The 25,619-nt window shown below is 70.8% G+C and carries 22 protein-coding genes; 10 read left to right on the top strand and 12 right to left on the bottom strand.

The window, feature by feature from the left end; genetic code table 11:
• Positions 1 to 28: 28 nt before the first annotated feature.
• Positions 29 to 877, top strand: coding sequence for a hypothetical protein (locus tag AB0M73_RS36195; protein WP_363900736.1), 849 nt, complete (start codon positions 29 to 31; stop codon positions 875 to 877).
• 54 nt (positions 878 to 931) lie between these two features.
• Here AB0M73_RS36195 and AB0M73_RS36190 read toward each other — a convergent pair whose 3' ends face one another.
• The 3 genes from AB0M73_RS36190 to AB0M73_RS36180 form a co-directional block, all read right to left on the bottom strand.
• Positions 932 to 2,392, bottom strand: a complete 1,461-nt coding sequence (locus tag AB0M73_RS36190) for a DUF4173 domain-containing protein (protein ID WP_363900733.1) — start codon at positions 2,390 to 2,392, stop codon at positions 932 to 934.
• Positions 2,393 to 2,542: 150 nt separating this feature from the next.
• Positions 2,543 to 3,565 carry a HAMP domain-containing sensor histidine kinase gene (locus AB0M73_RS36185; protein ID WP_363900730.1) on the bottom strand — a complete coding sequence of 341 codons (1,023 nt, stop codon included), beginning with the start codon at positions 3,563 to 3,565 and terminating at the stop codon, positions 2,543 to 2,545.
• The gene (locus AB0M73_RS36180; RefSeq protein ID WP_084580452.1) at positions 3,562 to 4,260 is read right to left on the bottom strand and encodes a response regulator transcription factor; all 699 of its coding nucleotides are present in this window, start codon (positions 4,258 to 4,260) and stop codon (positions 3,562 to 3,564) included. Before AB0M73_RS36180 ends, AB0M73_RS36185 begins: the two co-directional genes overlap by 4 nt.
• Before the next feature lie 76 nt (positions 4,261 to 4,336).
• Between AB0M73_RS36180 and AB0M73_RS36175 the strand changes: the two genes are divergently transcribed.
• A complete protein-coding gene (locus AB0M73_RS36175) occupies positions 4,337 to 5,818 on the top strand; it encodes a serine/threonine-protein kinase (RefSeq protein WP_363900726.1) in 1,482 nt (493 codons plus the stop codon).
• Between the two features lie 177 nt (positions 5,819 to 5,995).
• Here the strand turns inward: AB0M73_RS36175 and AB0M73_RS36170 are convergent, their stop codons facing one another.
• Positions 5,996 to 9,328: an indolepyruvate ferredoxin oxidoreductase family protein gene (locus AB0M73_RS36170; RefSeq protein ID WP_363900723.1), complete on the bottom strand. Its 3,333-nt coding sequence runs from the start codon at positions 9,326 to 9,328 to the stop codon at positions 5,996 to 5,998.
• Between the two features lie 135 nt (positions 9,329 to 9,463).
• Here AB0M73_RS36170 and AB0M73_RS36165 point away from each other — a divergent pair, with 135 nt between their 5' ends.
• From AB0M73_RS36165 to AB0M73_RS36150, 4 genes are all read left to right on the top strand, one after another.
• Positions 9,464 to 9,931 carry an Lrp/AsnC family transcriptional regulator gene (locus AB0M73_RS36165; protein WP_363900720.1) on the top strand — a complete coding sequence of 156 codons (468 nt, stop codon included), beginning with the start codon at positions 9,464 to 9,466 and terminating at the stop codon, positions 9,929 to 9,931.
• Between the two features lie 88 nt (positions 9,932 to 10,019).
• Positions 10,020 to 13,883, top strand: coding sequence for a hypothetical protein (locus AB0M73_RS36160; protein WP_363900717.1), 3,864 nt, complete (start codon positions 10,020 to 10,022; stop codon positions 13,881 to 13,883).
• A complete protein-coding gene (locus AB0M73_RS36155) occupies positions 13,880 to 14,320 on the top strand; it encodes a hypothetical protein (protein ID WP_363900714.1) in 441 nt (146 codons plus the stop codon). The genes AB0M73_RS36160 and AB0M73_RS36155 overlap by 4 nt, the downstream gene beginning before the upstream one ends.
• A complete protein-coding gene (locus tag AB0M73_RS36150) occupies positions 14,317 to 15,210 on the top strand; it encodes a S8 family serine peptidase (protein WP_363900711.1) in 894 nt (297 codons plus the stop codon). Before AB0M73_RS36155 ends, AB0M73_RS36150 begins: the two co-directional genes overlap by 4 nt.
• A gap of 6 nt (positions 15,211 to 15,216) precedes the next feature.
• Here the strand turns inward: AB0M73_RS36150 and AB0M73_RS36145 are convergent, their stop codons facing one another.
• A complete protein-coding gene (locus AB0M73_RS36145) occupies positions 15,217 to 15,663 on the bottom strand; it encodes a DUF5997 family protein (RefSeq protein ID WP_363900708.1) in 447 nt (148 codons plus the stop codon).
• A 99-nt stretch (positions 15,664 to 15,762) separates the two neighbouring features.
• Here AB0M73_RS36145 and AB0M73_RS36140 point away from each other — a divergent pair, with 99 nt between their 5' ends.
• On the top strand, positions 15,763 to 16,527 hold the full coding sequence (locus AB0M73_RS36140) for a LysR family transcriptional regulator substrate-binding protein (protein ID WP_363900785.1): 765 nt from the start codon (positions 15,763 to 15,765) through the stop codon (positions 16,525 to 16,527).
• Positions 16,460 to 16,900: a hypothetical protein gene (locus AB0M73_RS36135; RefSeq protein WP_363900705.1), complete on the top strand. Its 441-nt coding sequence runs from the start codon at positions 16,460 to 16,462 to the stop codon at positions 16,898 to 16,900. The genes AB0M73_RS36140 and AB0M73_RS36135 overlap by 68 nt, the downstream gene beginning before the upstream one ends.
• Positions 16,901 to 17,091: 191 nt before the next feature.
• Here the strand turns inward: AB0M73_RS36135 and AB0M73_RS36130 are convergent, their stop codons facing one another.
• Positions 17,092 to 17,940, bottom strand: coding sequence for an alpha/beta hydrolase (locus tag AB0M73_RS36130; RefSeq protein WP_363900702.1), 849 nt, complete (start codon positions 17,938 to 17,940; stop codon positions 17,092 to 17,094).
• A gap of 28 nt (positions 17,941 to 17,968) precedes the next feature.
• The gene (locus tag AB0M73_RS36125; RefSeq protein ID WP_363900699.1) at positions 17,969 to 18,817 is read right to left on the bottom strand and encodes an SDR family oxidoreductase; all 849 of its coding nucleotides are present in this window, start codon (positions 18,815 to 18,817) and stop codon (positions 17,969 to 17,971) included.
• A gap of 103 nt (positions 18,818 to 18,920) precedes the next feature.
• Here AB0M73_RS36125 and AB0M73_RS36120 point away from each other — a divergent pair, with 103 nt between their 5' ends.
• Complete coding sequence (locus AB0M73_RS36120) at positions 18,921 to 19,313, top strand: helix-turn-helix domain-containing protein (protein ID WP_363900696.1); 393 nt, start codon at positions 18,921 to 18,923, stop codon at positions 19,311 to 19,313.
• Positions 19,314 to 19,370: 57 nt separating this feature from the next.
• On the opposite strand, the gene AB0M73_RS36115 is transcribed toward AB0M73_RS36120, so the two are convergent.
• Positions 19,371 to 19,574 carry a cold-shock protein gene (locus AB0M73_RS36115; RefSeq protein ID WP_043725304.1) on the bottom strand — a complete coding sequence of 68 codons (204 nt, stop codon included), beginning with the start codon at positions 19,572 to 19,574 and terminating at the stop codon, positions 19,371 to 19,373.
• Between the two features lie 303 nt (positions 19,575 to 19,877).
• Here AB0M73_RS36115 and AB0M73_RS36110 point away from each other — a divergent pair, with 303 nt between their 5' ends.
• Entirely contained in the window at positions 19,878 to 20,963 is a 1,086-nt protein-coding gene (locus AB0M73_RS36110) for a hypothetical protein (protein WP_363900692.1), read from the top strand.
• Here AB0M73_RS36110 and AB0M73_RS36105 read toward each other — a convergent pair.
• From AB0M73_RS36105 to AB0M73_RS36090, 4 genes are read right to left on the bottom strand one after another with little or no spacing between them, the layout of a single operon-like run.
• Complete coding sequence (locus AB0M73_RS36105; protein WP_363900689.1) at positions 20,923 to 21,402, bottom strand: sarcosine oxidase subunit gamma family protein; 480 nt, start codon at positions 21,400 to 21,402, stop codon at positions 20,923 to 20,925. The two genes, AB0M73_RS36110 and AB0M73_RS36105, sit on opposite strands and share 41 nt — an antisense overlap.
• The gene (locus AB0M73_RS36100) at positions 21,395 to 24,103 is read right to left on the bottom strand and encodes a glycine cleavage T C-terminal barrel domain-containing protein (RefSeq protein WP_363900686.1); all 2,709 of its coding nucleotides are present in this window, start codon (positions 24,101 to 24,103) and stop codon (positions 21,395 to 21,397) included. Before AB0M73_RS36100 ends, AB0M73_RS36105 begins: the two co-directional genes overlap by 8 nt.
• Positions 24,100 to 24,342: a sarcosine oxidase subunit delta gene (locus AB0M73_RS36095; protein WP_363900683.1), complete on the bottom strand. Its 243-nt coding sequence runs from the start codon at positions 24,340 to 24,342 to the stop codon at positions 24,100 to 24,102. The genes AB0M73_RS36100 and AB0M73_RS36095 overlap by 4 nt, the downstream gene beginning before the upstream one ends.
• Before the next feature lie 11 nt (positions 24,343 to 24,353).
• The gene (locus AB0M73_RS36090) at positions 24,354 to 25,559 is read right to left on the bottom strand and encodes a sarcosine oxidase subunit beta family protein (protein ID WP_363900680.1); all 1,206 of its coding nucleotides are present in this window, start codon (positions 25,557 to 25,559) and stop codon (positions 24,354 to 24,356) included.
• Positions 25,560 to 25,619: the final 60 nt, after the last annotated feature.

Below are 25,619 nucleotides of genomic sequence, written 5' to 3'. Positions count from 1 at the left end.
GCCGAACGAACCACAGTGGATGGGGACAATGCGGCTACTTGTTCGCACAGTGACAGCGCTGGCGCTCAGCGTGGGCATCGCGGCGCCGTCGACCGCGCTCGCCGCGACTGCGCCGTTCGTGTCCGTGACGCCGACGAGCGGGCCCGCCGGCAGCCAGTTCACCATCCACTGGAGCGGCTTCACCTCGTGTCGCGTCATCACGTTCACCTGGGCCGGAACGCCGCTGGCCAGCGGACGGCCCGGCACGACGGGCAGTGTCGTCGCCACCGTGCCGGCCGACGCCAAGCCCGGCACGTACGCCATCAATGCCACCTGTGCCAAGGAAACGGGCCTCACCCGCTTCACCGTTACAGTGACGCCAACCACAACGACGACTCCGCCGCCGACAACCACCACCACGCCACCGGTTGTCACCACGACACCGCCGGGCGTGACGACGACGTCACCGGTTGTCGCCACAACAACAAGCGCGACAACAACTCCGGCCGCCACCACGCCGACGACGTCCACGGTCGAGTCGGTGACCGACGAGCCCAAGACCGACGGCGGCCTCACCCTCAACCACACCAGCATCCAGCCCGGCGACCCGCTCTCCGCGTCCGGAACCGGTTGCGAGCCCGGGCACGACGTCACGCTGACCTCGGACGGCCAGCAGGTCGGCACGGCAAAAGCCGACAGCGGCGGCGCTTTCACCGCCCCGGTGCAGTTCACCACGATCGAGGCTGGCCGCCACACCATCACCGCTAGCTGCGGCGTGCAGCTCACCGGCGTGGTCGACCAGGCCGTCACCAGCTCCAGCGGCGACTACTCGTCCACGCTGATCGTGCTGGTCTTCTTCGTGCTCGGCGGCATCGTGTTCGTGCGCTTCGCCTACTGACCACGGGCTGTGAGGCAACCGTGACGGGCCAAGAACCGATCGCCCAGCAGGTTCCTAGCCCCGGCAGTGCGGCGGCCGGGCGGCATTCGCGGCCGCCGCACGGCTGGCGTTCCACTCGCGGAAGCCGTCGCGCGGCAGGGGACGCCACGGCATGGCACAAGCCTTGAGGTCGTCCGGCAGGCCCTCCAGCGCCGGCAGGATGTCCACCGACAACCCCGAGAGGTACAGGGCATCCAGCTGCTTGGTCTGCTGCCAGCGCTGAACGTCCTGCCGGGCCACCAGATACTCGGGATCGATCGCCGCCAGCACCAGCAGCGACGCCACCGCCGTCGTGATCATCGCCTTGGGCAGCCACCGGCCGCGCAGCCGCACGCCGGCCACGATCACCATGACGTACACCAGACCCAGCCAGATCTCGCACGCCTCCACCATGAGCCGCAGCACCGTGAAGCCGTACGCCTCCTGGTACGCCCACATGCGGCTGAGTGCCGACGCCACCACGACCAGCGTCAGCAGCGACAGCGCGCCGAGAATCCCCCTGAGCCACAACCGATCCGTCGCCGACTCCCGGGGCGCGATCCGGGCCGTGACCGCGATGACGGCCAGCGTCAGCACGGTGACGGCCGTCAGCTGCCAGAAGGCCGTCCGGGCGTACTGCGCATAGGTCAGATCCGCCGTCCGCTGCACGTAAGCGCTGCCACCGAACCACGACACCGTCTGCACGCCGACGAAGGCCGCGAACAACACCACCAGCATGCCGACCGGGACGCCCCACTCCAGCCGGCGAACCACCGTCATGCTCGGTCGGGGAATCCGTTGCCGCACAATCGGTCGCAGCGCCCCGGCCGCGATCAGGCCGCCGCCGAAGAACAGGAACAGCATCCGCACCACCGAGCCACCGTCCACTGTGGGCAGACTGTCGGTCAGCAGCGCCGAGAAGTCGGGGTCGGCCGCCGCGAACAGGGCGCCGAAGACCACCACCATGCCCACGCCGATCGACACCGACAGCGTCATCCGCCCGCCGCCCCGGATCTTGCCGAAACCCTTGGACAGCGAGGGAAAGGTCATTACCGAGCCGAACACCAGCGCCGTCGTCGTGCGGCCGCCGCTCACCGCCAGCGACCCCGTCACGACCGCGGTCAGCAGGCACAGCACGAACAGCCACTCGGCCGCCCGCAGCGTGCCCACGCCGACCAGCAGCACCGTCACGACGGCCCAGCCCACGCTGACCAGCTTCGGCCGCGCGATCTGCGTGCACACGACCAGCACCAGCAGCACCGCCGCCAGCAGCCAGCCGATGCCCGGCCTGTCCAACGGCACCAGCGCCGCCGTGACCACTCCGGCCATCAGCACGGGCCACGGTTTCGGCGTCGGATTGGCCGGCGCGGTGGTGAACGCGCTGGGTCTGACCGGGCCGGGGTTGACCGGACCGGCATTGACCGGGGCGTAGGTGACGGCGACGCGGTTGAGCGGCGCACGGGGCGTGGGGTCGACAGGCTCAGGGTTGGCAGACATGGGGTTGAGCGGCGCAGGGGGAACAGTCGCAGGGTCGACGGGCTCAGGGTTGACGGCGGGGTCGACAGGGCCGGGGTTCATCACAACTCCAAGGCAGGTTCGATCGCCGTCGCACCCGAGCGGGCGGACGGGCAGGTCGTGAGAAGGGGGCTACAGGGCCGGGAGGGTCACCTTGATCCGGCAGCCGCCGCGGTCGGGGTCGACCACGGCGATGGTGCCGCCGTGCAGATCCACCACCCAGCGGGCGATGGCCAGGCCCAGCCCGGTTCCGCCGTCGCCGGAGCGCTCGCCGCGGGTGAAGCGCTCGAACACGCGGTCACGGTCGGCGGCGGCGATGCCGGGGCCTTCGTCCAGCACCTCGATGACGGTGCGGTCGGCGTGGGCCGAGGCCCGCACGCGGACCAGGCCGCCGCGGGGACCGTGCCGGGAGGCGTTGTCCAGCAGGTTGGCCAGGACCTGGTGCAGCCGGCCCCGGTCGGCGTACACGGTGGCGTCGGCCGGGGAGACCTTGACCTCGAACCGGGTGCCGCGGTCGGCGACCTCGGCCTCGGCCACCATGTCGGCCAGCAGCGGGGCCAGCTCCAGCGGCTCGCGGGCCAGGGTGAGCACGCCGGCGTCCAGGCGGGACAGGTCGAGCAGTTCCTCGACGAGCCGGCCGAGGCGCTGGGTCTGGGCGAGGGCGGTCTTCATGGTGTCGGGATCGGCCGGCACGACGCCGTCGACGACGTTCTCCAACACGGCCTGAAGTGCGGTGATGGGGGTCCGCAGCTCGTGCGAGACGTTGGCGATGAGGTCACGGCGCTGCTGGTCGGCGGCGCCGAGGTCGGCGGCCATCTGGTTGAAGGCCATGGCCAGCTCGCCGACCTCGTCCTTGGCGGTGGCCCGCACCCGGCCCTGGTACTGGCCACGGGCGATGGACTTGGCGGTGGCGGTCATGGCCCGCAGCGGCCGCGTCATGCCGTGGGCCAGCACCTGCGAGGTGCACAGGGCCAGCACGATGGCCACGGCGGCGGTCGCGGGCGGCAGCCAGCCGATCCGCCACCAGAAGAAGGCCAGCGCGGTGGCGCCGGAGGCCACCACCACGATGCCCAGCTTGAGCTTGATCGACCGCACCGGGTCCAGCGGGCGGGGCAGCCGCCGCAGCGCCGCCACCACGCGGTTGGTCACCGTCATCTCGGCACCTCCAGCGCGTAGCCGACGCCGTGCACGGTCCGGATCAGGTCGGCGCCGAGCTTTCGTCGCAATGCCTTGACGTGACTGTCCACGGTGCGGGTGCTGGCGCCGTCGTTCCACCCCCACACCTCGGACAGCAGCTGTTCCCGGGGCAGCACCGCCCGCGGCCGCCCGGCCAGGTGCACCAGCAGCTGGAACTCGGTCGGCGTCAGGTGCACCTCGTCGCCGGACCGGTGCACCCGCCGCTCCACGACGTCGATCTCCAGGTCGGCCAGCACGATGCGGTGCCCCTCCAGCTGCTCGGCCCGGCCGGCGCGGCGCAGCAGGGCGTGCACGCGGGCGGCCAGCTCGCGGATGGAGAACGGCTTGGTCAGGTAGTCGTCGGCCCCGACGGCCAGCCCGACCAGCAGATCCGTCTCCTCGTCCCGGGCCGTCAGCATCAACACCGGGACCGGCCGCTCGGCCTGGATCCGCCGGCACACCTCCAGCCCGTCGAAGCCGGGCAGCATCACGTCGAGCACCACCAGGTCCGGCCGCCGCGCGCTGGCCGCGGCCACCGCGGACGGCCCGTCGGCGGCGATGTCCACCGCGAAGCCCTCGGCCCGCAGCCGTGCCGCCACGGACTCGGCGATCGTCGGTTCGTCGTCGACGACCAGCACCCTGCGTTGCTCGACCGAAGGCCGTCCCTCTGCCATGGGACCGACCCTAGACGCGGGCCGTGGAGAGCGATGGCGGAAGATGTGAAGGTCTCGTGGAGGGGGTAGGAGAAGCGTGAACCGGGTGGTGGCCGACCGCTACGTCATCGTCGGCGAGCTGGGCCGCGGCGGCATGGGCGTGGTGTGGCGCGCCGACGACCGGGTCATCGGGCGGCAGGTCGCGCTCAAGGAGATCCAGGTCCCGCCGGGCGGCATGGACCGGGTGCTGCGCGAGGCCCGCACGGCCGGCCGGCTCAACGACCCGGGCGTGGTCACGGTGTACGACGTGCTCACCGACCGCGGCTCCACGTTCGTGGTGATGGAGCTGGTCGAGGCCCCGACGCTGGCCGACATCATGGCCGCGCAGGGCCCGCTCGACCCGCAGCGGGTGGCCACCATCGGCCTGGCCCTGCTGGCCGCGCTGGAGGTCGCGCACGCGGCCGGCGTCGTGCACCGGGACGTCAAGCCCAGCAACGTGATGCTGCTGCCCGGGGACCGGGTGAAGCTGGCCGACTTCGGCATCGCCCGCGCCATGGACGATCCCGGCCACACCGCCAGCGGCGTGCTCGGCTCGCCCGGCTACATGGCCCCGGAGCTGTTCAACGGCGGTTTTCCCAGCCCCGCCTCCGACCTGTGGGCGCTCGGGGCCACCCTGTTCCACGCGGTCGAGGGCCGGGGACCGTTCCACCGCGACACGACCGCCGCCACCCTGCACGCGATCATGTACGAGGAGGCCCGCCTCCAGCACTGCCAGGGTCCGTTGGCCGACGTGATCAAGGGCCTGCTGATCCAGGATCCGTACCAGCGCTGGTCGCCGGTGGACGTGCGCCAGGTGCTGGCCGGCGGCGAGCGCCCGGCGGCCACGCGGCCGGTGGATCCGTGGGAGGACGAGCCGAAACCCGGTCGCCGCAAGGCGTTCTTCATCGGGGGCGCGGCCGTCGCGGTGGTGGCCGTGGCCACGACGTCCGCGGTGCTGCTGAGCGGTTCGGGCCAGCAGGACGGGGTCGCCTCGGCCGCGGCGGTCGGCTCGACCACGGCGACAACCACATCTTTGGCGCCCACGACGACCAGCGCAGCCGCCCCGACGACGTCGTCATCGAGCGCCACCACGTCCGCCACGACGACCACCTCGGCCACGACCACCACGTCGAAGGCGCCGCCGCTGGCGTTGGTGCTGCTCACCCGCTACCACAGCGCCAAGGGCTTCCACTACAGCGGCACGCCCAAGGTCGCCGCGCCGGCCGGTTTCACCGCGGAGGGCGCGCTCGGCTCGCTGCTGGCCAAGCCGGAGCCGGGCGCCGTGAAGTTCTACGCCTGCAAGATGAAGACCACCGACGACCATTTCAGCTCGCTGGACCAGAGCGGCAAGTGCGAGGGGCAGACCGTGGTCGCCCTGCTCGGCTACGTCTACGCGGACAAGCCGACCGGCGTGGTCACGGTGCCGCTGTTCCGCTGCAACTCCGGCAGCAGCCACTTCGACTCGCTGCACCCGAGCTGCGAGAACACGAAGTACACCAAGGAGGGCCCGCTGGGCTTCCTGGTGTCGACCGCCGGATAGCGGGCCGTAGCGGAACAGCGCCCGCGCGGCGACGGCTTTTTTGACGTCACGAGGTCACGTTTCGCGACGTAGCGTCGTTCCTGCCGATCCCCGTTTCACCCCCCGTAACGGGGATGGGCCCGCTGTCCCGGCTCCTCACCCTTCTGGAGCCGGGGCAGCTCTCCCAAAAATACGGACTCAGCACACCTTCTGGGGAAGTTTACCCAGCTCGGCGACCAGTTCCGCCAGCCGCGCCCGGTACTTGCGCACCGACTCCACCTTGATCTCCTCGTAGCCCCGGACCAGGTCGGGCAGGCCGGCGATGCCCATGGCCAGCTCGTCGGGGGCGCCGTCCAGCTGCTCGACGACGGCCACGTACTCGGTGATGAGCTCCCGCTCCAGCCGGCGCAGCGAGGTGTGCCCGAACAGGTCGAGCCAGCTGCCGCGGAGCCGGCGCATCGAGCGCAGCACGCGGAAGGCCGGCCCGGCGGTGCGGCCCAGGGCCAGCTTGCGGCGCATGCCCAGCGCCCGCAGCAGCGGCGGGTGCAGCATGACCTTGACCTTGGCGTCCGGGCCGAACTGCTGGCGCACGGCCGGGTCGAGGTGCAGGCGGGCCACCTCGTACTCGTCCTTGTAGGCCATCAGCTTGTAGAGCTGGCGCGCCACGACCTCCCGTACGGCCTCGTTCTGCACCCCGGCGAGAACGTCGACGTACCGGCGGGCGTAGCGCGTGTCCTGGTAGCCGATCAGATCGGCGGCGCGGGTGAGCGCGATCGGCGAGTCGATGCCGGCCTCGGCCAGGATTTCCCCGGCCTGGTCTAGGAAAGGCTCGGCGCGCAGGAGCTCCGGGGTGGCGTTGTCCTCGATGGACGGCCAGGTCGGGTCGAGGACCAGCTTGCGGCCGGCCCGGAAGGCCTGCACGGTGGTGGCGACGCCGACGCCGTTGCGCTCGATGGCCGCCTCGATCGCCTCGGCGCTCATCGGCAGCAGGCCCGACTGGTAGGCCGCGCCGATCACCAGGAAGTTCGCGGCGGTGGTGCTGCCGAACAGCCGGGTGGCCACGCCGAGCGCGTCCACGGTGATCATGCGGCCGCCGATCGTGCGGTCCGCGATGGTGCCGAGAAGCGTTGCGCTGGCCGGAAGAACCTTGCCCGGATCGGTGACGGTCTCGCCCGTCGGCGTCTGGCTGGTCGACACCACGGCGACCGTGCGGTCGGGGGCGCAACGGTCCAGATTGGACGAAGACGTGGCGGCGAGGGCGTCGAACGCCAGGTAGGTGTCGGTCGCGCCGAGGCCGACCAGGCCCGGGCGTTCCCGGTGCTCCGGGCCGATCCGCAGGTGCGACACCACCGCGCCGGCCTTCTGACTCAGGCCGGTCTGGTCCATCGCGCGGGCGTCCATGCCGTCCAGCAGGGCCGCGTTGGCCAGCACCTGGTTCGCCGTCACCACACCGGTTCCGCCCACGCCGACCAGCACCACGTTGGCCTGGCCCGGCCTGTGCGCCGGTTCCGGCAGGTCGGCGGACAGCTCCGGCGGGCGGACCTTGGCCCGGGCGGCGCCGGGCACGACCGTCATGAACGACGGGCAGTCGCCCAGCAGGCAGGAGAAGTCCTTGTTGCACGAGGTCTGGTCGATCCGGGTCTTCCGGCCGAAGTCGGTGTCCACCGGCTCCACGCTGAGGCAGTTGGACTTGGCGCCGCAGTCGCCGCAGCCCTCGCACACCGCCTCGTTGATGAACACCCGCTGCTCCGGCTCGGGCGCCAGGCCCCGCTTGCGCTTGCGGCGGTTCTCCGCCGCGCAGGCCTGGTCGTAGAGCAGGACCGTGGTGCCCTTGACCGTGCGGAGTTCGCGTTGCACCGCATCGAGATCGTCACGATGCCTGACCGTCACACCCGTGGCCCAAGCCGTGCCGCGCGAGTACTTGCGCGGATTATCGGTCACCACAACGATTTTCGCGACGCCCTCGGCGTGCAGGAGGTGGGTCACGCCGACCGGGTCGATGGCGCCCTCGGCGTCCTGGCCGCCGGTCATCGCGACCGTGCTGTTGTAGAGCAGCTTGAAGGTGATGTCGGTGCCGGCCGACACCGCCTGCCGGACGGCCAGGCTGCCGGAGTGGAAGAACGTGCCGTCGCCCAGGTTCTGGAACATGTGGCCGGTGCCGCTGAACGGGGCCGCGCCGACCCAGGTCGCGCCTTCGCCGCCCATCTGCGTCATGCCGAGGCTGCGGTCCATGAACGTGGTCATCGCGTGGCAGCCGATGCCCGCCGAGGCCAGCGATCCCTCGGGCACCACGGTGGATCGGTTGTGCGGGCAGCCGGAGCAGAAGAACGGCGTCCGGCTCACGGCCGTGAGCGTCAGCTGGGGACGGCGGCGCGGCAACGGGTGCACCGCGTCCTTGCCGAAGCGTTCCGTCAGCATTGTGGTCAGCGACAAGGCGATCCGGTCGGCGTCGAGCTCACCGTGGACCGGGATGATGTCCTTGCCCCGCACCCGGGGCCGGGTCGGCAGGTCGTAGAGCGCGTCGCGGACCAACGGTTCCACGAAGGCCCGCTTGTCCTCGACGACCACGATCTCGTCCAGGCCCTCGGCGAACTCCCGCACCGTCTCCCGGTCCAGCGGGTGCACCAGGCCCAGCCGCAGCATCCGCACACGGTGGATCTGCTCGTCGATTCCCAAGCGGTGCAACGCTTCACGAAGCTCCACATAGGACCGTCCGACGCCGATGAACCCGATCTTCGCGCCCTCGCCGGCGCCCTCGACGCGATTGACCCCGTTGGCCCGGGCGAACGCCGTCGCCGCGGCCAGCCGGCCGTCCAGCACCTCGCGTTCCATCGCCAGAGCCGACGGGATGTCCACGCCCGGCTTGCGCGTCGGCTGCCAGGGGCGACCCAGCCAGGTGAACTCCGGCGTGACGATCTCCAGCGGCTCGGCGACGTCCACCACCTCGGTGGCGTCGGCGATGCTGGTCAGGATGGTCAGGCCGACCCAGGTGCCGCTGTACCGGGACATCTCGATGCCCAGGCGGCCCAGCCGCAGCACATCGGCCACCGAGGCCGGTGCCAGCACCGGCATCATGGCTTCGGCCAGCGCCATCGTCGAGTTCGACGGCAGCGTCGAGGACTTCGACGCCGGGTCGTCGCCGGCCACCGCGAGCACGCCTCCCTTGGGGGTCGTGCCCATCCAGTTGCCGTGCTTGAAGGCGTCCGAGGAGCGGTCGACGCCCGGCGCCTTGCCGTACCAGAGGCCGAACACGCCCTCGAAGCTCGGATCCGGCAGCTGCGTGCTCAGCTGCGAGCCGTAGACCACGGTCGCGGCGAGCTCCTCGTTCACGCCCGGCACGAACCGGATGTCGTGCTCGGTCAGCAGCTTCTCCTGCTTGAGCAGGAGCTGGTCCAGCCCGGCCAGCGGGGATCCGCGGTACCCCGAGACCAGGCCGGCCGTGCGCCAGCCGCGGGCGCGATCGGCCTCGCTCTGGTCGACGAGGAGCCGGGCCAGCGCGTGCACACCGTTGAGCAGCCGCCGATCGGACACTTCGACCCTCCTAAAACCTGCGCAGGTTGACCTAGATTGCACGTCTTAGAGGGGCTATTGCGCAACACGGTGCTCGTCCGATTGAGCGATATGCTCAGCACGGATGGCCCTATGAACGAGGGAGTGAGCAGAACGGTGACTCTCGACACACTGGACCTGCGCATACTGCGTGAGCTGGTGCGACGGCCCCGTGCCGGCATCACCGAGCTGGCCAGCCTGCTCGGCGTCGCGCGCAACACCGCCCATGCCCGTGTCCAACGTCTGGAACGGGACGTGGTCAGCGATCGCAGCCGCGACGTGGACCTCAAGGCCATGGGCCTGGAGGTCGCCGCCTTCGTCACGCTGGAGGTCGCCCAGGGGCGCTTCAACGAGGCCGTGGCCGGCCTCAAAACCGTGCCCTACGTGCTGGAGGCCCACGGCATCGCCGGCGCCGGCGACCTGCTCGTACGCGTGGTCGCGCGCAGCAACCAGCACCTGCACCAGGTCGTCGCCTCGGTGCTGGCCTGCCCCGGCGTGCTGCGCAGCACCACCGCCGTGTCCCTGACCCAGCCCGTCACCTACCGGGTGGACCCGCTCTTCGAGGTCGTCCAGGCCGACGGCTGAGCCGAATGACGCAGCGTGGCCGAGATGTCACACAGACGTCACGCGGGCCGGGCAGATTCGATCTGTTCATGGCCCAAGGGGGGATTTGATGACTGTGAGACGAACCTGGCTGGGTGCGGTCTGCGTGCTCCTCGCGATGGCATTGCCCGGCTCGGCGCTCGGCTACGCGGCGCCGGCGACGCCGACCGGCGCGAACCAGCAGCCACCGGCGAAACCACCGACCGACCCGTCGAGCACCGATCCGGCCAAACGGGATGAGCTTCTCGGCAAGGGCTGGCGGCAGTCGGGCGACCGGCTGTGGACGACAACCGGTGACGGCACGGGCTTCCACTTCCTCGTGGCCGAGGCCAAGACCGGATACACCTGGCGCACCGCCGCCACATTGTCCGAACCGGGGCTCGACGCCGACGCGTGGATCGGCAACGCGTGCGTGACCGCCTCCGGCAACCGGGCGGTCGTCGTCTACGCACCACGAACCTTCACCAATGACCCCGCGCTGTTCCAGCGTGGCGCCTTCACCGCTGTTGTCGACCTGGACAGCGACAAGGTCACCAGGCTGCCCGTGAAGACCAGCCTCGCCTACTACAATCCCGGCTGCGGGGCCGGCGAATCCGCCGCGCTCACGCAGGGAGGCAGCGACGACCTGGGCCGGACGCGGCTGCTGCCGCTCGACGCGGCGGCCGGATCGGTCGGCAAGGCGGTGGAGCTGGACGGCCAGGTCACGTCCGCGGTGCCGGTCAAGGACGGTTTCGTCGCCGCGGGGGCCGGCAGTCTGCTGCGTGTCGGCTCCGACGGCCGGCGCACCGTGCTGTCCCGCGCCGACCGCGTTCCGTACCAGCTACGCGTCGACGCCCAGGGCGGCATCGTGTTCATGGACAACGACGGCACGACGGCCCGGGTGCGGCGGGCCGCCGACGCGATCACCGCCAAGGATGCCCCGACCCTGGCCGCCGGCCACTCGGGCAGCCTGTCCGTCGCGGCCAGCGCCAACGGCAAGGTGTTCATCACCGGCAAGGCCGACCGTCTCGGCGCGCTGCCGGCGACGGTGCGCGCGCTCGATGTGACCGGTGACGCGCAGGTCTCGACCACCGGCGACGCGGTGGTGTCGGATGTGCGGGATGCCGGCGGCCAGCAGCAGCCGCAGTCGGCGAAGCCGGTGCACATCCAGACCCGCAGCGTCCGCACCGGCAAGGACATCGGCTTCACCGTCGACCCGGCCGCGACGCTCACGCCGCGATCCTCGCCCGTCGATGACGGACGGTACTGCGCGGTGCCGCGCAACGACCCGAACACGCAGGTCTACCAGCCGACGATGCGGCAGGTGGAATGGGCCGCGGACATGGCGATCTTCGGCGATCTGCAGATCACCAGGCCGATGAACTGGCGCAACAACGGACTGCCGGCCTACGTTCCGCAGCAGCTGTTTCCGCTGACGCCGCTGAAGAACGCACCCGCCGGCGCGCACGTCCCGGCGCAGGTCATCCTCGGCGTCATGGGGCAGGAGTCCAACCTCTGGGAGGCGGCCCGCAACGTCTTGCCGGGTGAGACGGGCAATCCGCTCATCGGCAACTACTACGGGCTTCAGATCTACGACAACGACCCGAGCAACGACTGGGACATCCAGTGGGACAAGGCCGACTGCGGCTACGGCATCTCCCAGGTCACCGACGGCATGCGGCTGCCGTCGCACCCCAAGCCGGGCGAGACCGAACTGCCGTGGATCAAGCAGCAGGCGATCGCCACCGACTACGCGGCCAATGTCGCCGCCGGGCTGAACATCCTGATCAGCAAGTGGAATCAGCTGCAGGATCTCGGGCTGACGGTCAACGACAACGACCCCACCAAGCTGGAGAACTGGTTCATGGCCCTGTGGGCCTACAACTCCGGCTATCACGTGCCGGGTGAGGCCGACTCGCACGGCGCCTACGGTCTTGGGTGGGCCAACAACCCGGCCAACTCGGACTACCTGGTCGACCGGCACGCTTTCGGCAGCTCGCCCGCCGACTTCGCCCATCCGCAGGGCTGGCCGTACGAGGAGAAGGCGCTCGGTTTTGCCGGCTATCCGCCGAGCGGCTTCGCCGGGCCGGGCGACGAGCAGCCGTTCTTCAGGGCCGCGTGGTGGAACGGGGACCCGGACGGGCCGGAAGGCCCCGGCAGCGGCACGCTGAACAAGCTCGGGCTGAAGCCGCCGGTGTACCTGTTCTGCACCGCCGGCGACGACTGCGTTCCGGGCGCGTCCTTCCCGAACGACGCCGGTCCGTGCGCCCACCAGGATCCGGCGACCGGCGAGAACGACTCGCACTGCTGGTGGCACTACCCGGTGACCTGGAAGGACGACTGCTCGTACTCGTGCGGCAACGAGACCGTCCGGTTCGACTATCCGGCGTACGCCGCCGAGGCGTCCGGCAACAACAGTTACCCGCCGGACTGCGGCATGGCGGGCGCGCCGGCCGGCACGCTGATCGTGGACGACATCGCCGACTCGGTGCCGTCGGTGCGGGATCCCAACTGCGCCCGGCAGAACCAGGGCTCGTTCGACTTCGCCTTCGGCGCCGACGCCGCCGGCCGGCAGGCCTCCAAGATCGACCTGCACCAGGTGGGCAGCGGCTACGGCGGGCACTTCTGGTACGACGACACGTACGGCACCGACGCGCTGGGCAACAAGATGAGCGTGACCGGCACCTGGACGCTTAACCGGTCGCTCGCCGGCTGGGCCCGAATACTGGTGCACCTGCCCGACCACCTGGCCGAGTCGCAGCAGGCTGACTACAAGATCGACCTCGGCAGCGGCAGCATGACCCAGCATCGCGCGGTCTCCCAGCAACGGGAGGCCAACGGCTGGGTGTCGCTCGGCGTGTACCCGGTCAACGGCGTGCCGCGGGTGGCGTTGAGCAACATCACCCCGGGTGAGGGGACCGGCCTGGCCTACATCGCCTGGGACGCGGTCGCGTTCCAGCCGCTGCCCGGCCGGCCGGCCAACATCGTGGCGGCGCTGGGTGACTCCTTCAGTTCCGGTGAGGGACTCGGCGACTTCTACACCGAGACGAACCTCAACCACGGCAACTACGCCTGGAACGCCTGCCGGCGCAGCGCCGACGCGTACAGCCGGCAGTTGACGCCGCCGGGCAACACGCAGTCGCTCGGGCAGGTCGCGGACAGCTTCGGCAGCCAGTCGGAACTGAGCTTCGTGGCCTGCTCCGGGGCCAAGACCGACAGCGTGGTCCGCCAGGAGTCGACGCCGCCCAGCTGGTGGAACGATCCCCACAACACCGAGTTCCGCAACGGCGACGGCCAGTTCCGGGAGCTCGACCAGATCAACTCCGGCGCGATCACCAGCTGGACGAACCTGGTCGTGCTGACCATCGGCGGCAACGACGGCGACGCGTTCGCCGGTTCGATCACCCGCTGCGTGTCCGGCCCCGGCACCTGTGGCGGTGCGGACTACCTCGCGGAGTTCGAGGGCCGGATCGACAAGGCGCAACCCGACCTGGCCCGGGTGCTCAAGGCCATCAGCGCCAAGGCGCCGCAGGCGCAGATCGTGCTGATGGGGTATCCGGACATCATGCAGAACACGGCCGGGAGCTGCCTGGACATCCATGTCTCGGCCAACTTCGCCACGTCGATCGACCAGCTCGCCGTCTACCTCGAGCAGAAGCAGCAGGCGACCGTCGCTTCGGTGGCGGCGACCGGCGCGAAGGTGGTGTACGCGAAGCCGGACGACTACTTCCGCCTACACGGCATCTGTTCCGCGGAAGGCTGGTTCCACGGCTACGTCCTCGGGTCCGACGGCGAAGGTGACTTCCATGTGGGTGATCCCAACTCGCCCTTCTGTCTGGTGTTCAACGCCACCTGCCTGAGCCGGAGCTCCTTCCATCCCAATGCCGGCGCCGCCGGCGCATTCACCAAGATGCTGTCCGACAAGCTGGTGTCGATTAGCTACCATGGATCATGAGCGATAGCAGTGAAAGCGGCGTCCCGCGGCCGGTCAGGATCATCGCCTGGTCGGTCGCGGGCGTCGGCACGCTGCTGGTGGTCGGGGTCATCGTCGTGGTCCTCATGTTCGAGCACGCCGTCGGCCAGGCGCCGGTGAAGGCGGCCGACGACGCGCGCGGGCTGGCCCGGGACGCGGTCGGCGACCTGCGGACGGAGTCTCAGGACGGCGTCCTTACCGACGACCAGATCACCGTTGCCATCGCCAAGGCCAACGGCGTGGTCAAGTCGGTCAAGCGCGCCGACTCCTCGATCGACGTCACCGCTCGGGTCGAAGGGAATTCAGGCGGTGTCGGCGGCGAGATCACCGCCGCCCTGTGCTTCACGTACACCATCGCGCTGCCGGTGCAGCCGACCAGCAAGATCGACATGCGGGAGCTGCCGTCCTGTCCGCAATGAGCGCGCTGCTGGTGGCGCTGAGCCTGGTGCTGCCGCAGCCGTACTGGATCGGTCAGCTCGACCTGGCCCGGGCGTGGTCGACGGCCAAGGGCGACGGCGTGGTCGTCGGTGTGATCGACACCGGCGTCGATCCGACCGCGCCGGGATTGGGCGACGCGGTTCTGCCCGGCCGGCAGTTTCCCGACCTCGGCGCGGGCACGGCTGACGTCGACGGTCACGGCACACAGATGGCACAGCTGATCGTGAGCGTCGCGCCCAAGGTCAAGATCCTGCCGGCGAAGCTGGACGGCGGCGCGGGCGAGGCGAACGACGCGATCCGGTGGGTGGTGGACCACGGGGCGAAGGTGGTCAACCTCTCGGCCGGCAGCGGCAGCCCGGGACTGACGGCCTTCGACGACGGCATCGACTACGCGCGGCAGCACGATGCCGTGGTCGTGGCGGCGGCCGGCAACTCGGAGACCGATCCCGGTGTGGTGAGCCCGGCCGACCGGCCCGGGGTGCTTGCGGTGTCCGCTGTGGACGGCGCGGGCGAGTTCCGGGGCGACATCAGCGTGCAGGGCCCCGCGGTGGCGCTGGCCGCCCCCGGTGTGGACATGCTGGGCCGGTCCGGGACCAGCGAGGCGGCCGCGGTGGTGTCCGGCGTGACCGTGCTGGTCCGGTCGAGGTTCCCGACGGAAACCGCGGACGACGTCATCAACCGCCTGACCAGCACCGCCACGGACCGGGGCGCACCGGGCCGCGACCCGCGGTACGGCTACGGCATCGTCAATCCGGTCGGGGCGTTGTCCGCGCCGGAGGCCGCGCACCCGATCTGGTGGTGGCTGGGCGGTGGTGTCGTCGCGGTTCTGGTGGGCGTGTGGCTGTGGAGGTGGCTCCGCAGGCGCACGTGACCGGGGTCAGCGGCTGCGGGCCTTCGGCTTGGCCTTGGCCTTGGGCTTCGCGGCGGCTTTCGCGGCCGGCTTGGCCGGGGGGTTGGCCTCGCGGTCCTTCAGGCGCTGCTGCTCGTCCCGGAACTCGGCCTGGGTCTCGCGCTCGTGCACCAGCCAGTCGGGGTTCTCGGTCTTGAGCGCCTCGATCTGCTCGGTGGTGAGGGCCTCGGTGACGCCGCCGCGGGCCAGGCCGCCGATGGAGACGCCGAGCTTGGTGGCCACCACCTGGCGCGGGTGCGGGCCGTTGCGGCGCAGGTCGGTCAGCCACTGCGGCGGGTTGGCCTGGAGCTCGTTCAGCTCGTCGCGCGAGACGACCCCGTCCCGGAACTCCTCGGGCGTGGCCTCCAGGTACACGCCCAGCTTCTTCGCGGCGGTCGCCGGCTTCATCGTCTGGGGTGTCTTCTGCGACGTCATGGGCACAGGGTAGTGGCCGGTAACCTGGCCCCCGTGACTGCACCTGCCTCGTTCCGGCTCGCCTACGTGCCCGGGGTCACTCCCGCCAAGTGGGTACGCATGTGGCAGGAGCGGATGCCCGGCGTCCCGCTGACCCTCGTTCGGGTGACGCCGGCCGCCGCCGCGGACGCGGTTCGGCTTCGCGACGTCGACGCCGTCCTGCTGCGGCTGCCCGTCGACCGCACGGGCCTGCACGCCATCCCGCTCTACATCGAGACCACCGTCGTCGTCGTGCCCAAGGACCACTTCCTGGCCGCCGCCGACTCGTTGACCCCGGCGGAACTGGCCGACGACGTCGTCTTCCAGCCGCTCGACGACGTCCTGGAGTGGACGGAGCCGCTGCCGGGCAAGCCTGCCCTGGAGCGCCCGGCGACCATCGAGGACGCCGTCGAGCTGGTCGAGGCCGGCGTGGGGCTGCTGGTCCTGCCGCAGTCGCTGGCTCGGCTGCATCACCGGAAGGGCCTCACGTACCGGCCCATCGCCGACGCACCGGCCTCGCAGGTGGCGCTGGCGTGGCCGGAGGGGGAGACCGGCGAGCTGATGGAGCAGTTCATCGGCATCGTGCGGGGCCGGACGGTGAACAGCAGCCGCGGAGCCCAGTCCGAACCGGCCAAGGCCGCCGAGCCCAGCAAGCCGGCCGCCGGTGGGAAGTCGGCCGGTGGGAAGTCGGCCGGTGGGAAGTCGGCCGGTGGGAAAGCAGCCGGTGGGAAGTCGGCCGGCGGGAAATCGACTGGAGGGAAGCCCGCCCGGTCCGCCGGTGCTCAGCGCCGTGGCGCCGCCGCCCCGCGCGGCGGCGGCAAGGGCAAGCCCCGCCGCCGAGGCTGATGGGCCGGGCGGAGGCCAGTCGGACAGCGGCGCGTTCGTCGCGGCGGTCTGCGAGCAGCTGGCCGCGCTGTTGCACCGGCCGACCGGCACGGCGACGGTCGGGGCCAAGGTCGGCGACATGCTCCAGCTGCTGGCCGACGCGGCCGACCAGGCCGAGCTATGGGGCCGCCGCCTGCTCGTGGTGATCGACGGCCTCGACGAGGACACCCGGCCGGCCGGGGTGGCCGGCATCGCCGCCCTGCTGCCGCGGCGGCCACCGTCGGACCTGCGGGTGCTCGTCACCAGCCGGCCCGGGCTGCGGCTGCCCGACGACGTCCCGGACGACCATCCACTTCGGACGGTCCGGATCCGCGAGCTCTCGCCGTCGCGCTGACCACACCGAATTGGCGGCAATCGCTGCCGGGCCTGGCTCGGATCGATTCGCTGGCCGTCACCACGGTCGCCGACGAGCAGATGGCCCGCTGGTCCGAGTCTGCCTGAAACCGTATTTCGGTGTGACTGTGGGCGGGACTCGCGGGGGTTGAAGGGCGGCGGCGGGCCCAGATTCCCGCCGCCGCACCATGATCAACCCTTGTTGGCGGCGATGTGTTCCAGCATCAGCGGAATCACCGTGTCGGCCGACTCCTCGGGCAGCCAGTGGCTGGCCCCGGGCAGCTCGACGAACTGGTACGGCCCGTCCACCCAGTCCTTGGTGGTCTCGGCGGCCAGCCGGCCCAGGGCGACGTCCTCGCTGCCCCAGATGTACAGCGTGGGGGCGGAGACCCGGCCGCACGGGATGTTCAGGTCGTCCCCGTCGACGGCCCGGTACCAGCTCAGCGCGGCGGTGAGCGCGCCGGGCTCGGAGAAGCGCTTCACGTTGCTCTCCACCAGCTCCGCCGACACCGCGCCACCGTAGGCGGCGCGCAGCCGAGCGCCGCCGTCGGCGAGGAAGCCCTCCTCGGCCCCGCCGACGTTGGCCCGGAAGTACCGGACGTAGTTGACCCGGCTGGACTGGTCCTCGTCGGACGAGATGGCGGCGTACAGGGCCTGCGGGTGCGGAGTGGCCAGCACGGTGAACGACTTGAGCCGGTCGGAGTGCGCGCCGGCCAGCGCCCAGCCGACGAGGCCGCCCCAGTCGTGGCAGACCAGGTGGAACCGGCCGGCGCCTTGAGAGTCGGCGAAGCCGAGGGCGTCGGCCACCAGGTTGTCGACGACGTAGTCCGAAATGGACGTGGGCCGCGCGCCGGGGGAGTAGCCACGCTGGTCGACGGCCACGGCCCGGTAGCCGGCCGCGCCCAGCGCGGCGAGCTCCTCGGTCCAGCAGTCGGCGAACTCGGGGTAGCCGTGCAGCAGCAGCACCAGGTCGCCGTCCGCCGGACCGGCGGCGAGCGCGTCGAACACGTGCTCGCCGAGCGTGATCGTCAGTGATTCCATGCCGGCAGTCTGCCGGAGGAACCCCGGGTCAGCCGCCGAGCACGGCGGCGATCGAGGACGCCAGCGTGGTGGTCGGGTGCCCGATCAGCCGCGACAGGTCGCCCGATCCGTCGACGAGCGCCCCGCCGGCCAGCTGCCCGTCGACCTCGACCAGCAGGTCCACCAGATGCGGCGGCAGGCCGGCGTCGGTCAGCGCGGCGAGGTGCTCGGCCGAGCTCAGGTTCCGATACTGAATGTCCTTTCCGGACACCTGCGTCAGCGCGGCCGCCAGGTCGGGGTAGCTCCAGGCCACGTCGCCGGCCAGCTCGTAGATCGTGTTCTCGTGCCCGGTCCCGGTCAGCACGGCGACGGCGGCCTCGGCGTAGTCGGCCCGGGCGGCGCTGGCCAGCCGGCCCTCGCCGGCGCTGCCGATGAACGCGCCGTTGGCCACGGCCTGCTGGAAGGTGCCCGCGTACATCTCGGTGTACCAGCTGTTGCGCAGGAACGTGAACGGGATGCCGGCCGCGCGGATCAGCTCCTCGGTGGCCTTGTGCTCGGCGGCCAGGGCCAGCGGGCTGCTGTCGGCGTGCAGGACGCTGGTGTAGGCCAGGTGCGGGACGCCGGCCGCCTTGGCCGCGTCGACCACGGCCCGGTGCTGGTCGACGCGCTTGCCGACCTCGCTGCCCGAGACGAACAGCACCTTGTCGGCGCCGTCGAACGCGCCGCGCAGGCTGGCCGGGTCGTCGTAGCTGCCGACCCGCAGCGGCACGCCGAGGTCGGCGCCCTTGGCCGGGTCGCGGACGAGGGCCACGGTGTCGGCGGCGGGCACCCCCGCGCGGGCCAGACCAGCGAGGACAAGACGGCCGAGGGCGCCGGTGGCGCCGGTCACGACGATCATCAGAGGTGCTCCTTCGATCAGGTTTGTACCGTCACGAGGATTGCACTAACTTTTAGAAAGTGCAAACTTCAGGGTTGTGCTGCGTGTGAGCTACCATGGGCGGATGAGCGAGTCCGACTTCGAGGAGCACGGCCGCGTCGCGTTCGACGTGTTCGCGCGCAACTGCACCTCGCGGGCCACGCTGGAGCACGTCACCGGCCGGTGGGGGATTCTGGCGCTGGCCGCGCTGCGGGACGGCACGATGCGGTTCAACGCGCTGCGCAGGCGCGTGGACGGGGTCAGCGAGAAGATGCTCGCCCAGACCCTCCAGGCGCTGGAGCGGGACGGCTTCGTGCACCGGGAGGCGCAGGCGACGATTCCGCCGCGGGTGGACTACAGCCTCACGCCGCTGGGCGAGGCGACCGCCAAGCGGCTGTTCGAGCTCATCGAGTTCGTCGAGGACAACATGCTCGACGTCGCCGCGAACCAGGCCCGCTACGACGGGGCCAGGAAGTAGCTGAGGGTAAACCAAAGGGCCCGTGCCTCGCGGCACGGGCCCTTCGGGCTTGCCTGGTCAGATGGCGCGGACGCCCTGGGCCTGCGGCCCCTTCTGGCCCTGGCCGATCTCGAACTCCACGCGCTGCCCCTCGTCCAGGGTCTTGAAGCCGTTACCCTGGATCTCCGAGTAGTGCACGAAGACGTCGGGACCGCCACCGTCCTGCGCGATGAACCCGAAGCCCTTTTCGCTGTTGAACCACTTCACATTGCCCTGCGCCATACCACTAACTCCCTGTAAGCCGAGCCAGGCCATCACAACGAAAAGCCCCGGTCTCACGCCACATCATGCCACCACCGGGGCCCGGTGCGGAGGGGACAGCGCGGATAAGTTCACGATTCTCGCCCGATAGGGGAGTTTTCGCAGGTCACTGCTGGTGGTCCCGGTACGGTGCGCGGTCGTGGAACCCGCCGTCGGTGCCTCGATCGGGGTAACCGCTGCGGCCGATCGGACTGATCAACAGACCTTCCGGCCCGCCCGGTGGTACCGGCGTGACACCATGGACCGAGCATCCCAGGGGGAGACATGACGGACAATCCGCAGCAGTACATCCAGTACCCGCAGCAGTACCTGCCCCCGCCACCGCAGGCGCCCCAGCCGGGCGTGATCCCGCTGCGCCCGCTGGACGTCGGGGCCATGATCGGCGGCTCGTTCAAGGCCATGTTCCGCAACTGGCGGCCGGCCATCCTGGTGCCGTTCGTGTGTTACCTGGTCGTCGCGGCCGCCGTCGTCGTGCCGCTGGTCAACATGTTCGCCAGCTTCCCCACGATCACCCGCGACGGCCCGGCCTTCACGCCGGGCGACGTCGCGAACTTCGTGGGCAGCTGGCTGGTCCTCATGCTGCTGCTGGTGCTGCTGGGCCTCGCGGCGACGGTGATCACCCAGTCCGTCGTCACGGTGGTGGTCGCCCGGGCGGTGCTCGGCCGCACCACCTCGATCGGCCAGGCCCTGCGCGCGGCCGGGCCCCGCATGGTGCCGCTGCTCGGGCTGACCGTGCTGATCGGGCTGATCGCCGGCGCCTGCGCCGTCGTGCCGTTCGCGGTGATCCTCATCCTGGCCGTGGCCACCAACACCCCCCAGCTTCTGCTGCTGGCCTTCCTGTTCTTCCTGGGAGGCCTGGTCGCCACCGCCTACTTCTGGATCTCGTGGGTGCTGGCCGTGCCGGCGCTGATCCTGGAGCCGGCCCCGGTGCTGACCGCGATGCGCCGGTCCCGCTGGCTGGTGTCCGGCGGCTGGTGGCGGGTGTTCGGCATCCTGGCGCTGGTCGGGATCATGGTGTCGGTGGCCAGCAACATCGCCCAGCTCCCGGTGAGCGCGGTGCAGTTCTCCCAGTTCCCGAGCCTCATGCCGACCCGTGTCGGCCAGCAGCCCGACCCGTCGGCGATGTTCAGCGTGATGTTCTCGCCGACCGTGATGATCCTGTACAGCGTGCTGACGGCGGTCGTGTACGCGATCACCCAGCCGTTCACCATCGGCGTGACCACGCTGCTCTACCACGACCTGCGGATCCGCAAGGAGAGCTTCCACCTGCCGCTGTGGGAGATGTCCCAGCAGCCGGACGAGCTGGTGGTCAGCCCGGAGCCGACGCCGCGTCCCGAACCCACGACGTGAGGTAGCCGGCGAACGAGGGCCGCACCAGCAGCCGGTACGTCGGCCCGGCGTCGACCTGGTGCAGCACCACGGCCGCGCGGGCCAGCATGGTCTGCGCGCACCGGCCCGGGCCGAAGGCGCGCGGGTGCAGGTCGATGGCGCAGCCCTGCTCCAGCACCTCCCGCGCGTCCGGCCCGGACAGCTCGAAGACCACCCGGTTGGCCGAGACGTCCACGACCGAGCCGGGGGTGTCGCCGAGCACGGCCCGCAGCTGGTCCTCGGACGCCCCGAACACCAGCCACTGGTCCGGCCCGAGCCACAGCACGGCCTCGGACCCGGTGTTCGGCACCACCGGCAGCGGCGTGCCCAGCAGCTCCCCGATCCGGGTCGCGGCCGGGTCCACGGGGTCGACCCTCAGCTCGACCTGGTGGGGAAGGTCGACTTGGCGGAGCTCAGCCATCCCTGCGGGTCCCCTCCGGGTCGTAGAAGATCGGCTCGGTGACCGTGGCGGCGATCGTCCGGTCCCGCAACGGGGCCAGCACCGTCTGCCCGATCAGCTGCCTGCCGCCCTTGACCAGCGCCAGCGCGAACGTCCGCTCCAGCGCGGCGCTGTGGTAGCTCGATGTCACGTGTCCGAGCATCGGCACCGGTTGTGCCAACGACGTGTCCGGCGCGATCAGCTGCGCGCCCTCGGGCAGCAGGTCCTCGGGGTCGACGGGCAGCAGGCCCACCAGCTGCTTGCGGTCCGGGCGAACCGCGTCGCGCCGTTGGTAGGAGCGTTTGCCGACGAAGTCCTTGCGCGGCGACACGATCCACTCCATCCCGAGATCCTGCGGCGTGACCGTGCCGTCGGTGTCCTGGCCGACGATCACGTAGCCCTTCTCGGCCCGCAGCACGTGCATGGTCTCGGTGCCGTACGGCGTCGGCAGACCCGTTGCCATCACGGCATTCCAGACCTCGGCGCCGTGCCGGCCGTCCACGTTGACCTCGAACGCCAGCTCGCCGGAGAAGGACACCCGGGCGATCCGGGCCGGGGTGCCGTCGGCCAGCCGCACGTCCCGGAACGTCATGAACTCGAAGGACTCGGCCGAGCAGTCCACGTCCGGCGCGACGATGCTGAGCACCGTGCGGGCCTGCGGGCCGACCACCGCGATCGTCGCCCACTGCTCGGTGACCGAGGTGAACCACACCTTGAGGTCCGGCCACTCCGTCTGAGCCCACTCCTCGAACCAGTCCAGCACCGCCGCCGCGTTGCCGGTCGTGGTCGTGGCCAGGAAACGGTTCTCGGCGACGCGCATGACCACGCCGTCGTCGAACACCATGCCGTCCGGCCTGCACAGCAGGCCGTACCGGCAGTGGCCGACCTTGAGCTTGGCGAACGCGTTGGTGTACATGCGGTTGAGGAACTCGCCGCCGTCCGGGCCCTGGATGTCGATCTTGCCGAGGGTGGAGGCGTCCATCACCGCCACGCTCGTGCGGGCGGCCCGGCATTCCCGCAGCACGGCCGTTTTCCTGTCCTCGCCGGGCCGCGGGTAGTACCAGGGGCGCTTCCACTGGCCGACGTTCTCGAACAGCGCGCCGTTGCGGACGTGCCAGTCGTGCATCGGCGTCATGCGCACCGGATCGTGCAGCTCGCCGCGGTCCCGCCCGGCCAGCAGCGCGAACGACACCGGCGTGTAGGGCGGGCGGTAGGTTGTCGTGCCCTGCGGCGTTTCGGCCCCGAGCAGTTGCGTGATCACGCCGATCGCCGCGAAGCCGGCGGTTTTGCCCTGGTCGTGCGCGGTGCCGATGGTCGTGTACCGCTTCACGTGCTCCACCGACCGCATGCCGGCCCCGGTCGCCCGCCGCACATCGGCGACGGTCGCATCGCGTTGCAGATCAACGAACTGCCGGTCCTCCGGGCCGTCGACGAACCACACCGGCGTCGGTGGCGCGACGGTTTCCGTTGCCGCGTAGGGGGCTTCCGGCAGGCTGCCGTCGAATCCGGTCCTCTTGGCCGCTTCCAGGCCGGCCCGGAAGCCTTCTCGCAGGCAGCCGGCCAGGTCGTAGACGGCATTCGCGGCGCCCACGATGTGCTGCTCCTGCACGGATTTGTGCGCCACGAACGCGGCGACCCGCTCGTCGTACCGGATCTTGCCCTGGGACTGGGAGAACAGGTGCACGGCCGGGCTCCAGCCGCCCGACACCGCGAGCAGATCACAGGCGATCTGCCGTTCACCGACCCGCACGCCGTCGATGCGCCGCGTGCCCAGCGCCTGCTGGACATGCGCCCCGGCCAGCACCTCGATACCCAGTTCCTGCGCCCGGCGAACCAGTTCCCGTGGCGGCTCAGGTCGACTGTCCACAATGGTGGACACCCTCGTGGCCAGATCGAAGGCCGTCCCGTAGGCGGCGTCGTTCGTCGTGGACACCACGATGTTCTCGCCCGGCAGCGCCGCGTACCGGTTGACGTACTGGCGAACCGCCGAGGACAGCATGATGCCCGGTAGGTCGTTGTCGACGAACACCAGCGGCCGCTCGTGCGCGCCGGTGGCCAGCACCACGCGCTTGGCCCGGACGTGCCACAGGCGGTGTTTCTCGGCCAGGGCAACGAAGTTCTGGTCGTAGTAGCCGAACGCCGTCGCGCCGGTGAGCACCCTGGTCTCGTCGAGGGCGCCCAGCTCGTCCACGGCGTCGGCCAGCCAGTCCAGCAGCCGGTTCTCGGTCAGCAGGCCACCGCCCAGCTCGCTCTGCTCGTCGGCGAGGATCACCCGGGCCCCGGTGCGACCGGCCGCCAACGCCGCCGCCACGCCGGCCGGGCCGCCGCCGACCACCAGCACGTCACAGTGCACGTTCCGCTTGTCGTAGCGGGCCGGGTCCGGCGTGTCGGTCAGCCTTCCCTTGCCCGACAACAGGGTTGCCGCCAGTCCGTCGACCAGCTCGGTGGTCGTGGCCAGCTGCATCGGATCATCCAGCTGCACCAGGGCATTCGGCTCGTCGACGCCCGCCGCGAAGATCCCACGCGGCCGTTGCCTGTACGCGCTGGGCGCGACCTCCAGCAGCCCGTTGGCGATCATCGCCGAGGCCAGCGTGTCACCGGCGCAGCCCGTGTGCTCGATGTCGTCCACGGTGAAGCGCAACGGCTTCGTACGGTCGATGCGACCGCCCTCGGGGAGTCTCATCGCACGATCTCGTTCGACACCGTGTCGCGGACGATGCTGAACCAGCGGCGGCACCCCGCCGAGTGCGACCAGCGCTCCTCGAAGCGCCCCTTGGTATTGTCCCGCACGAACAGGTACTGTCCCCAGTCCTCATCGGACAGATCGGCTGGCCGCTCCGGGTACGGCACGCCGGCCTGGCCGCCGTAGTGGAACTCCGTCTCGTCGCGGTCGCCGCACCAGGGGCACGGGATGAGCAGCATCGGTCCTCCCTCTAGTGTGCGACGGCCGCGGCGCCGTGCTCGTCGATCAGGGCGCCCGTGGTGAACCTCTCCAGGGCGAACGGCTCGTTGAGCGGGTGCGCCCTGCCGGTGGCCAGTGTGTGCGCGTACGTCCAGCCCGAGGCCGGCGTCGCCTTGAAACCGCCGGTGCCCCAACCACAGTTGACGAAGAGCTCGTCCACCGGCGTCGGCCCGATGATCGGCGACGCGTCCGGCGTGACGTCCACGATGCCGCCCCAGGTGCGCAGCACGTGGGCCCGGGCGAAGATCGGGAACAGCTCCAGCGCCGCCGCCATCTGCTGCTCGATCACATGCACCGAACCGCGCTGCGCATAGGAGTTGTACGGGTCGATGCCCGCCCCCATGACCAGTTCGCCCTTGTGCGCCTGGCTGACGTACACGTGCACGTGGTTGGACATCACCACGCAGGGGTGCACCGGTTCCAGCAACTCCGACACCAGCGCCTGGAGCGGATGGCTCTGCACCGGCAGTCGCACGCCGGCCAGGCTCGCCAGGACGCTGCTGTGCCCCGCCGCCGCCATGCCCACCCGGCCCGCGCGGATCGGCCCCAGATTCGTCTCCACCCCGACGACCTTGTTGCCCTGCTTGAGAAATCCCGTGACCTCACAGCCCTGGACCAGGTCCACCCCGAGCTCGTCGGCCTTGCGGGCGAACGCCCAGGCCACGTGGTCGTGCTTCGCGATGCCCGCCCGGGGTTGCAGCGTCGCCCCCAACACCGGGTACCGCACGTCCGGCGAGGTGTTGACCACCGGGCAGAACTTCCGGACCTCGTCCGGATCCAGCCACTCCGCGTCCACCCCGTTGAGCCGGTTGGCGTTCACCCTTCGCGTGCCTTCACGCACGTCCTGCAGGGTGTGGGCCAGGTTGAGAACTCCCCGCTGGCTGAACAGGATGTCGTAGTCCAGCTCCGCCGAGAGGCCCTCCCACAGCTTCAGGGCGTGCTCGTAGATCGCCGCGCTCTCGTCCCACAGGTAGTTGGAGCGGATGATCGTCGTGTTCCGGGCCATGTTCCCGCCCGCCAGCCACCCCTTCTCCAGCACCGCCACGTTCCGGATGCCGTGGTTGGCCGCGAGGTAGTACGCCGTGGCCAGCCCGTGCCCGCCGCCGCCCACGATGACCACGTCGTACCCGGACCTGGGTTCGGGGTTGCGCCACAGCCGGTCGGGATGCTCGGACATGCCCACCTCCAGGAGCCTGCGCTGTTGCAGATTAAGCGCACTGTTGCGCTCTCCACAACA

The sequence above is a fragment of the Kutzneria sp. NPDC051319 genome, assembly GCF_040682195.1.
Classification (GTDB): domain Bacteria; phylum Actinomycetota; class Actinomycetes; order Mycobacteriales; family Pseudonocardiaceae; genus Kutzneria.
Note: the sequence above shows the minus strand (reverse complement) of the source record. Positions and strands in the feature narration are given on the sequence as shown.

Excerpts from the sequence above, each read along its gene's own strand:
- AB0M73_RS36195 (WP_363900736.1), top strand. The coding sequence starts at position 29 with ATGCGGCTACTTGTTCGCACAGTGACAGCGCTGGCGCTCAGCGTGGGC.
- AB0M73_RS36190 (WP_363900733.1), bottom strand. The coding sequence starts at position 2,392 with ATGTCTGCCAACCCTGAGCCTGTCGACCCCACGCCCCGTGCGCCGCTC.
- AB0M73_RS36185 (WP_363900730.1), bottom strand. The coding sequence starts at position 3,565 with ATGACGGTGACCAACCGCGTGGTGGCGGCGCTGCGGCGGCTGCCCCGC.
- AB0M73_RS36180 (WP_084580452.1), bottom strand. The coding sequence starts at position 4,260 with ATGGCAGAGGGACGGCCTTCGGTCGAGCAACGCAGGGTGCTGGTCGTC.
- AB0M73_RS36160 (WP_363900717.1), top strand. The coding sequence starts at position 10,020 with ATGACTGTGAGACGAACCTGGCTGGGTGCGGTCTGCGTGCTCCTCGCG.
- AB0M73_RS36155 (WP_363900714.1), top strand. The coding sequence starts at position 13,880 with ATGAGCGATAGCAGTGAAAGCGGCGTCCCGCGGCCGGTCAGGATCATC.
- AB0M73_RS36150 (WP_363900711.1), top strand. The coding sequence starts at position 14,317 with ATGAGCGCGCTGCTGGTGGCGCTGAGCCTGGTGCTGCCGCAGCCGTAC.
- AB0M73_RS36145 (WP_363900708.1), bottom strand. The coding sequence starts at position 15,663 with ATGACGTCGCAGAAGACACCCCAGACGATGAAGCCGGCGACCGCCGCG.
- AB0M73_RS36140 (WP_363900785.1), top strand. The coding sequence starts at position 15,763 with ATGTGGCAGGAGCGGATGCCCGGCGTCCCGCTGACCCTCGTTCGGGTG.
- AB0M73_RS36130 (WP_363900702.1), bottom strand. The coding sequence starts at position 17,940 with ATGGAATCACTGACGATCACGCTCGGCGAGCACGTGTTCGACGCGCTC.
- AB0M73_RS36125 (WP_363900699.1), bottom strand. The coding sequence starts at position 18,817 with ATGATCGTCGTGACCGGCGCCACCGGCGCCCTCGGCCGTCTTGTCCTC.
- AB0M73_RS36120 (WP_363900696.1), top strand. The coding sequence starts at position 18,921 with ATGAGCGAGTCCGACTTCGAGGAGCACGGCCGCGTCGCGTTCGACGTG.
- AB0M73_RS36115 (WP_043725304.1), bottom strand. The coding sequence starts at position 19,574 with ATGGCGCAGGGCAATGTGAAGTGGTTCAACAGCGAAAAGGGCTTCGGG.
- AB0M73_RS36110 (WP_363900692.1), top strand. The coding sequence starts at position 19,878 with ATGACGGACAATCCGCAGCAGTACATCCAGTACCCGCAGCAGTACCTG.
- AB0M73_RS36105 (WP_363900689.1), bottom strand. The coding sequence starts at position 21,402 with ATGGCTGAGCTCCGCCAAGTCGACCTTCCCCACCAGGTCGAGCTGAGG.
- AB0M73_RS36100 (WP_363900686.1), bottom strand. The coding sequence starts at position 24,103 with ATGAGACTCCCCGAGGGCGGTCGCATCGACCGTACGAAGCCGTTGCGC.
- AB0M73_RS36095 (WP_363900683.1), bottom strand. The coding sequence starts at position 24,342 with ATGCTGCTCATCCCGTGCCCCTGGTGCGGCGACCGCGACGAGACGGAG.
- AB0M73_RS36090 (WP_363900680.1), bottom strand. The coding sequence starts at position 25,559 with ATGTCCGAGCATCCCGACCGGCTGTGGCGCAACCCCGAACCCAGGTCC.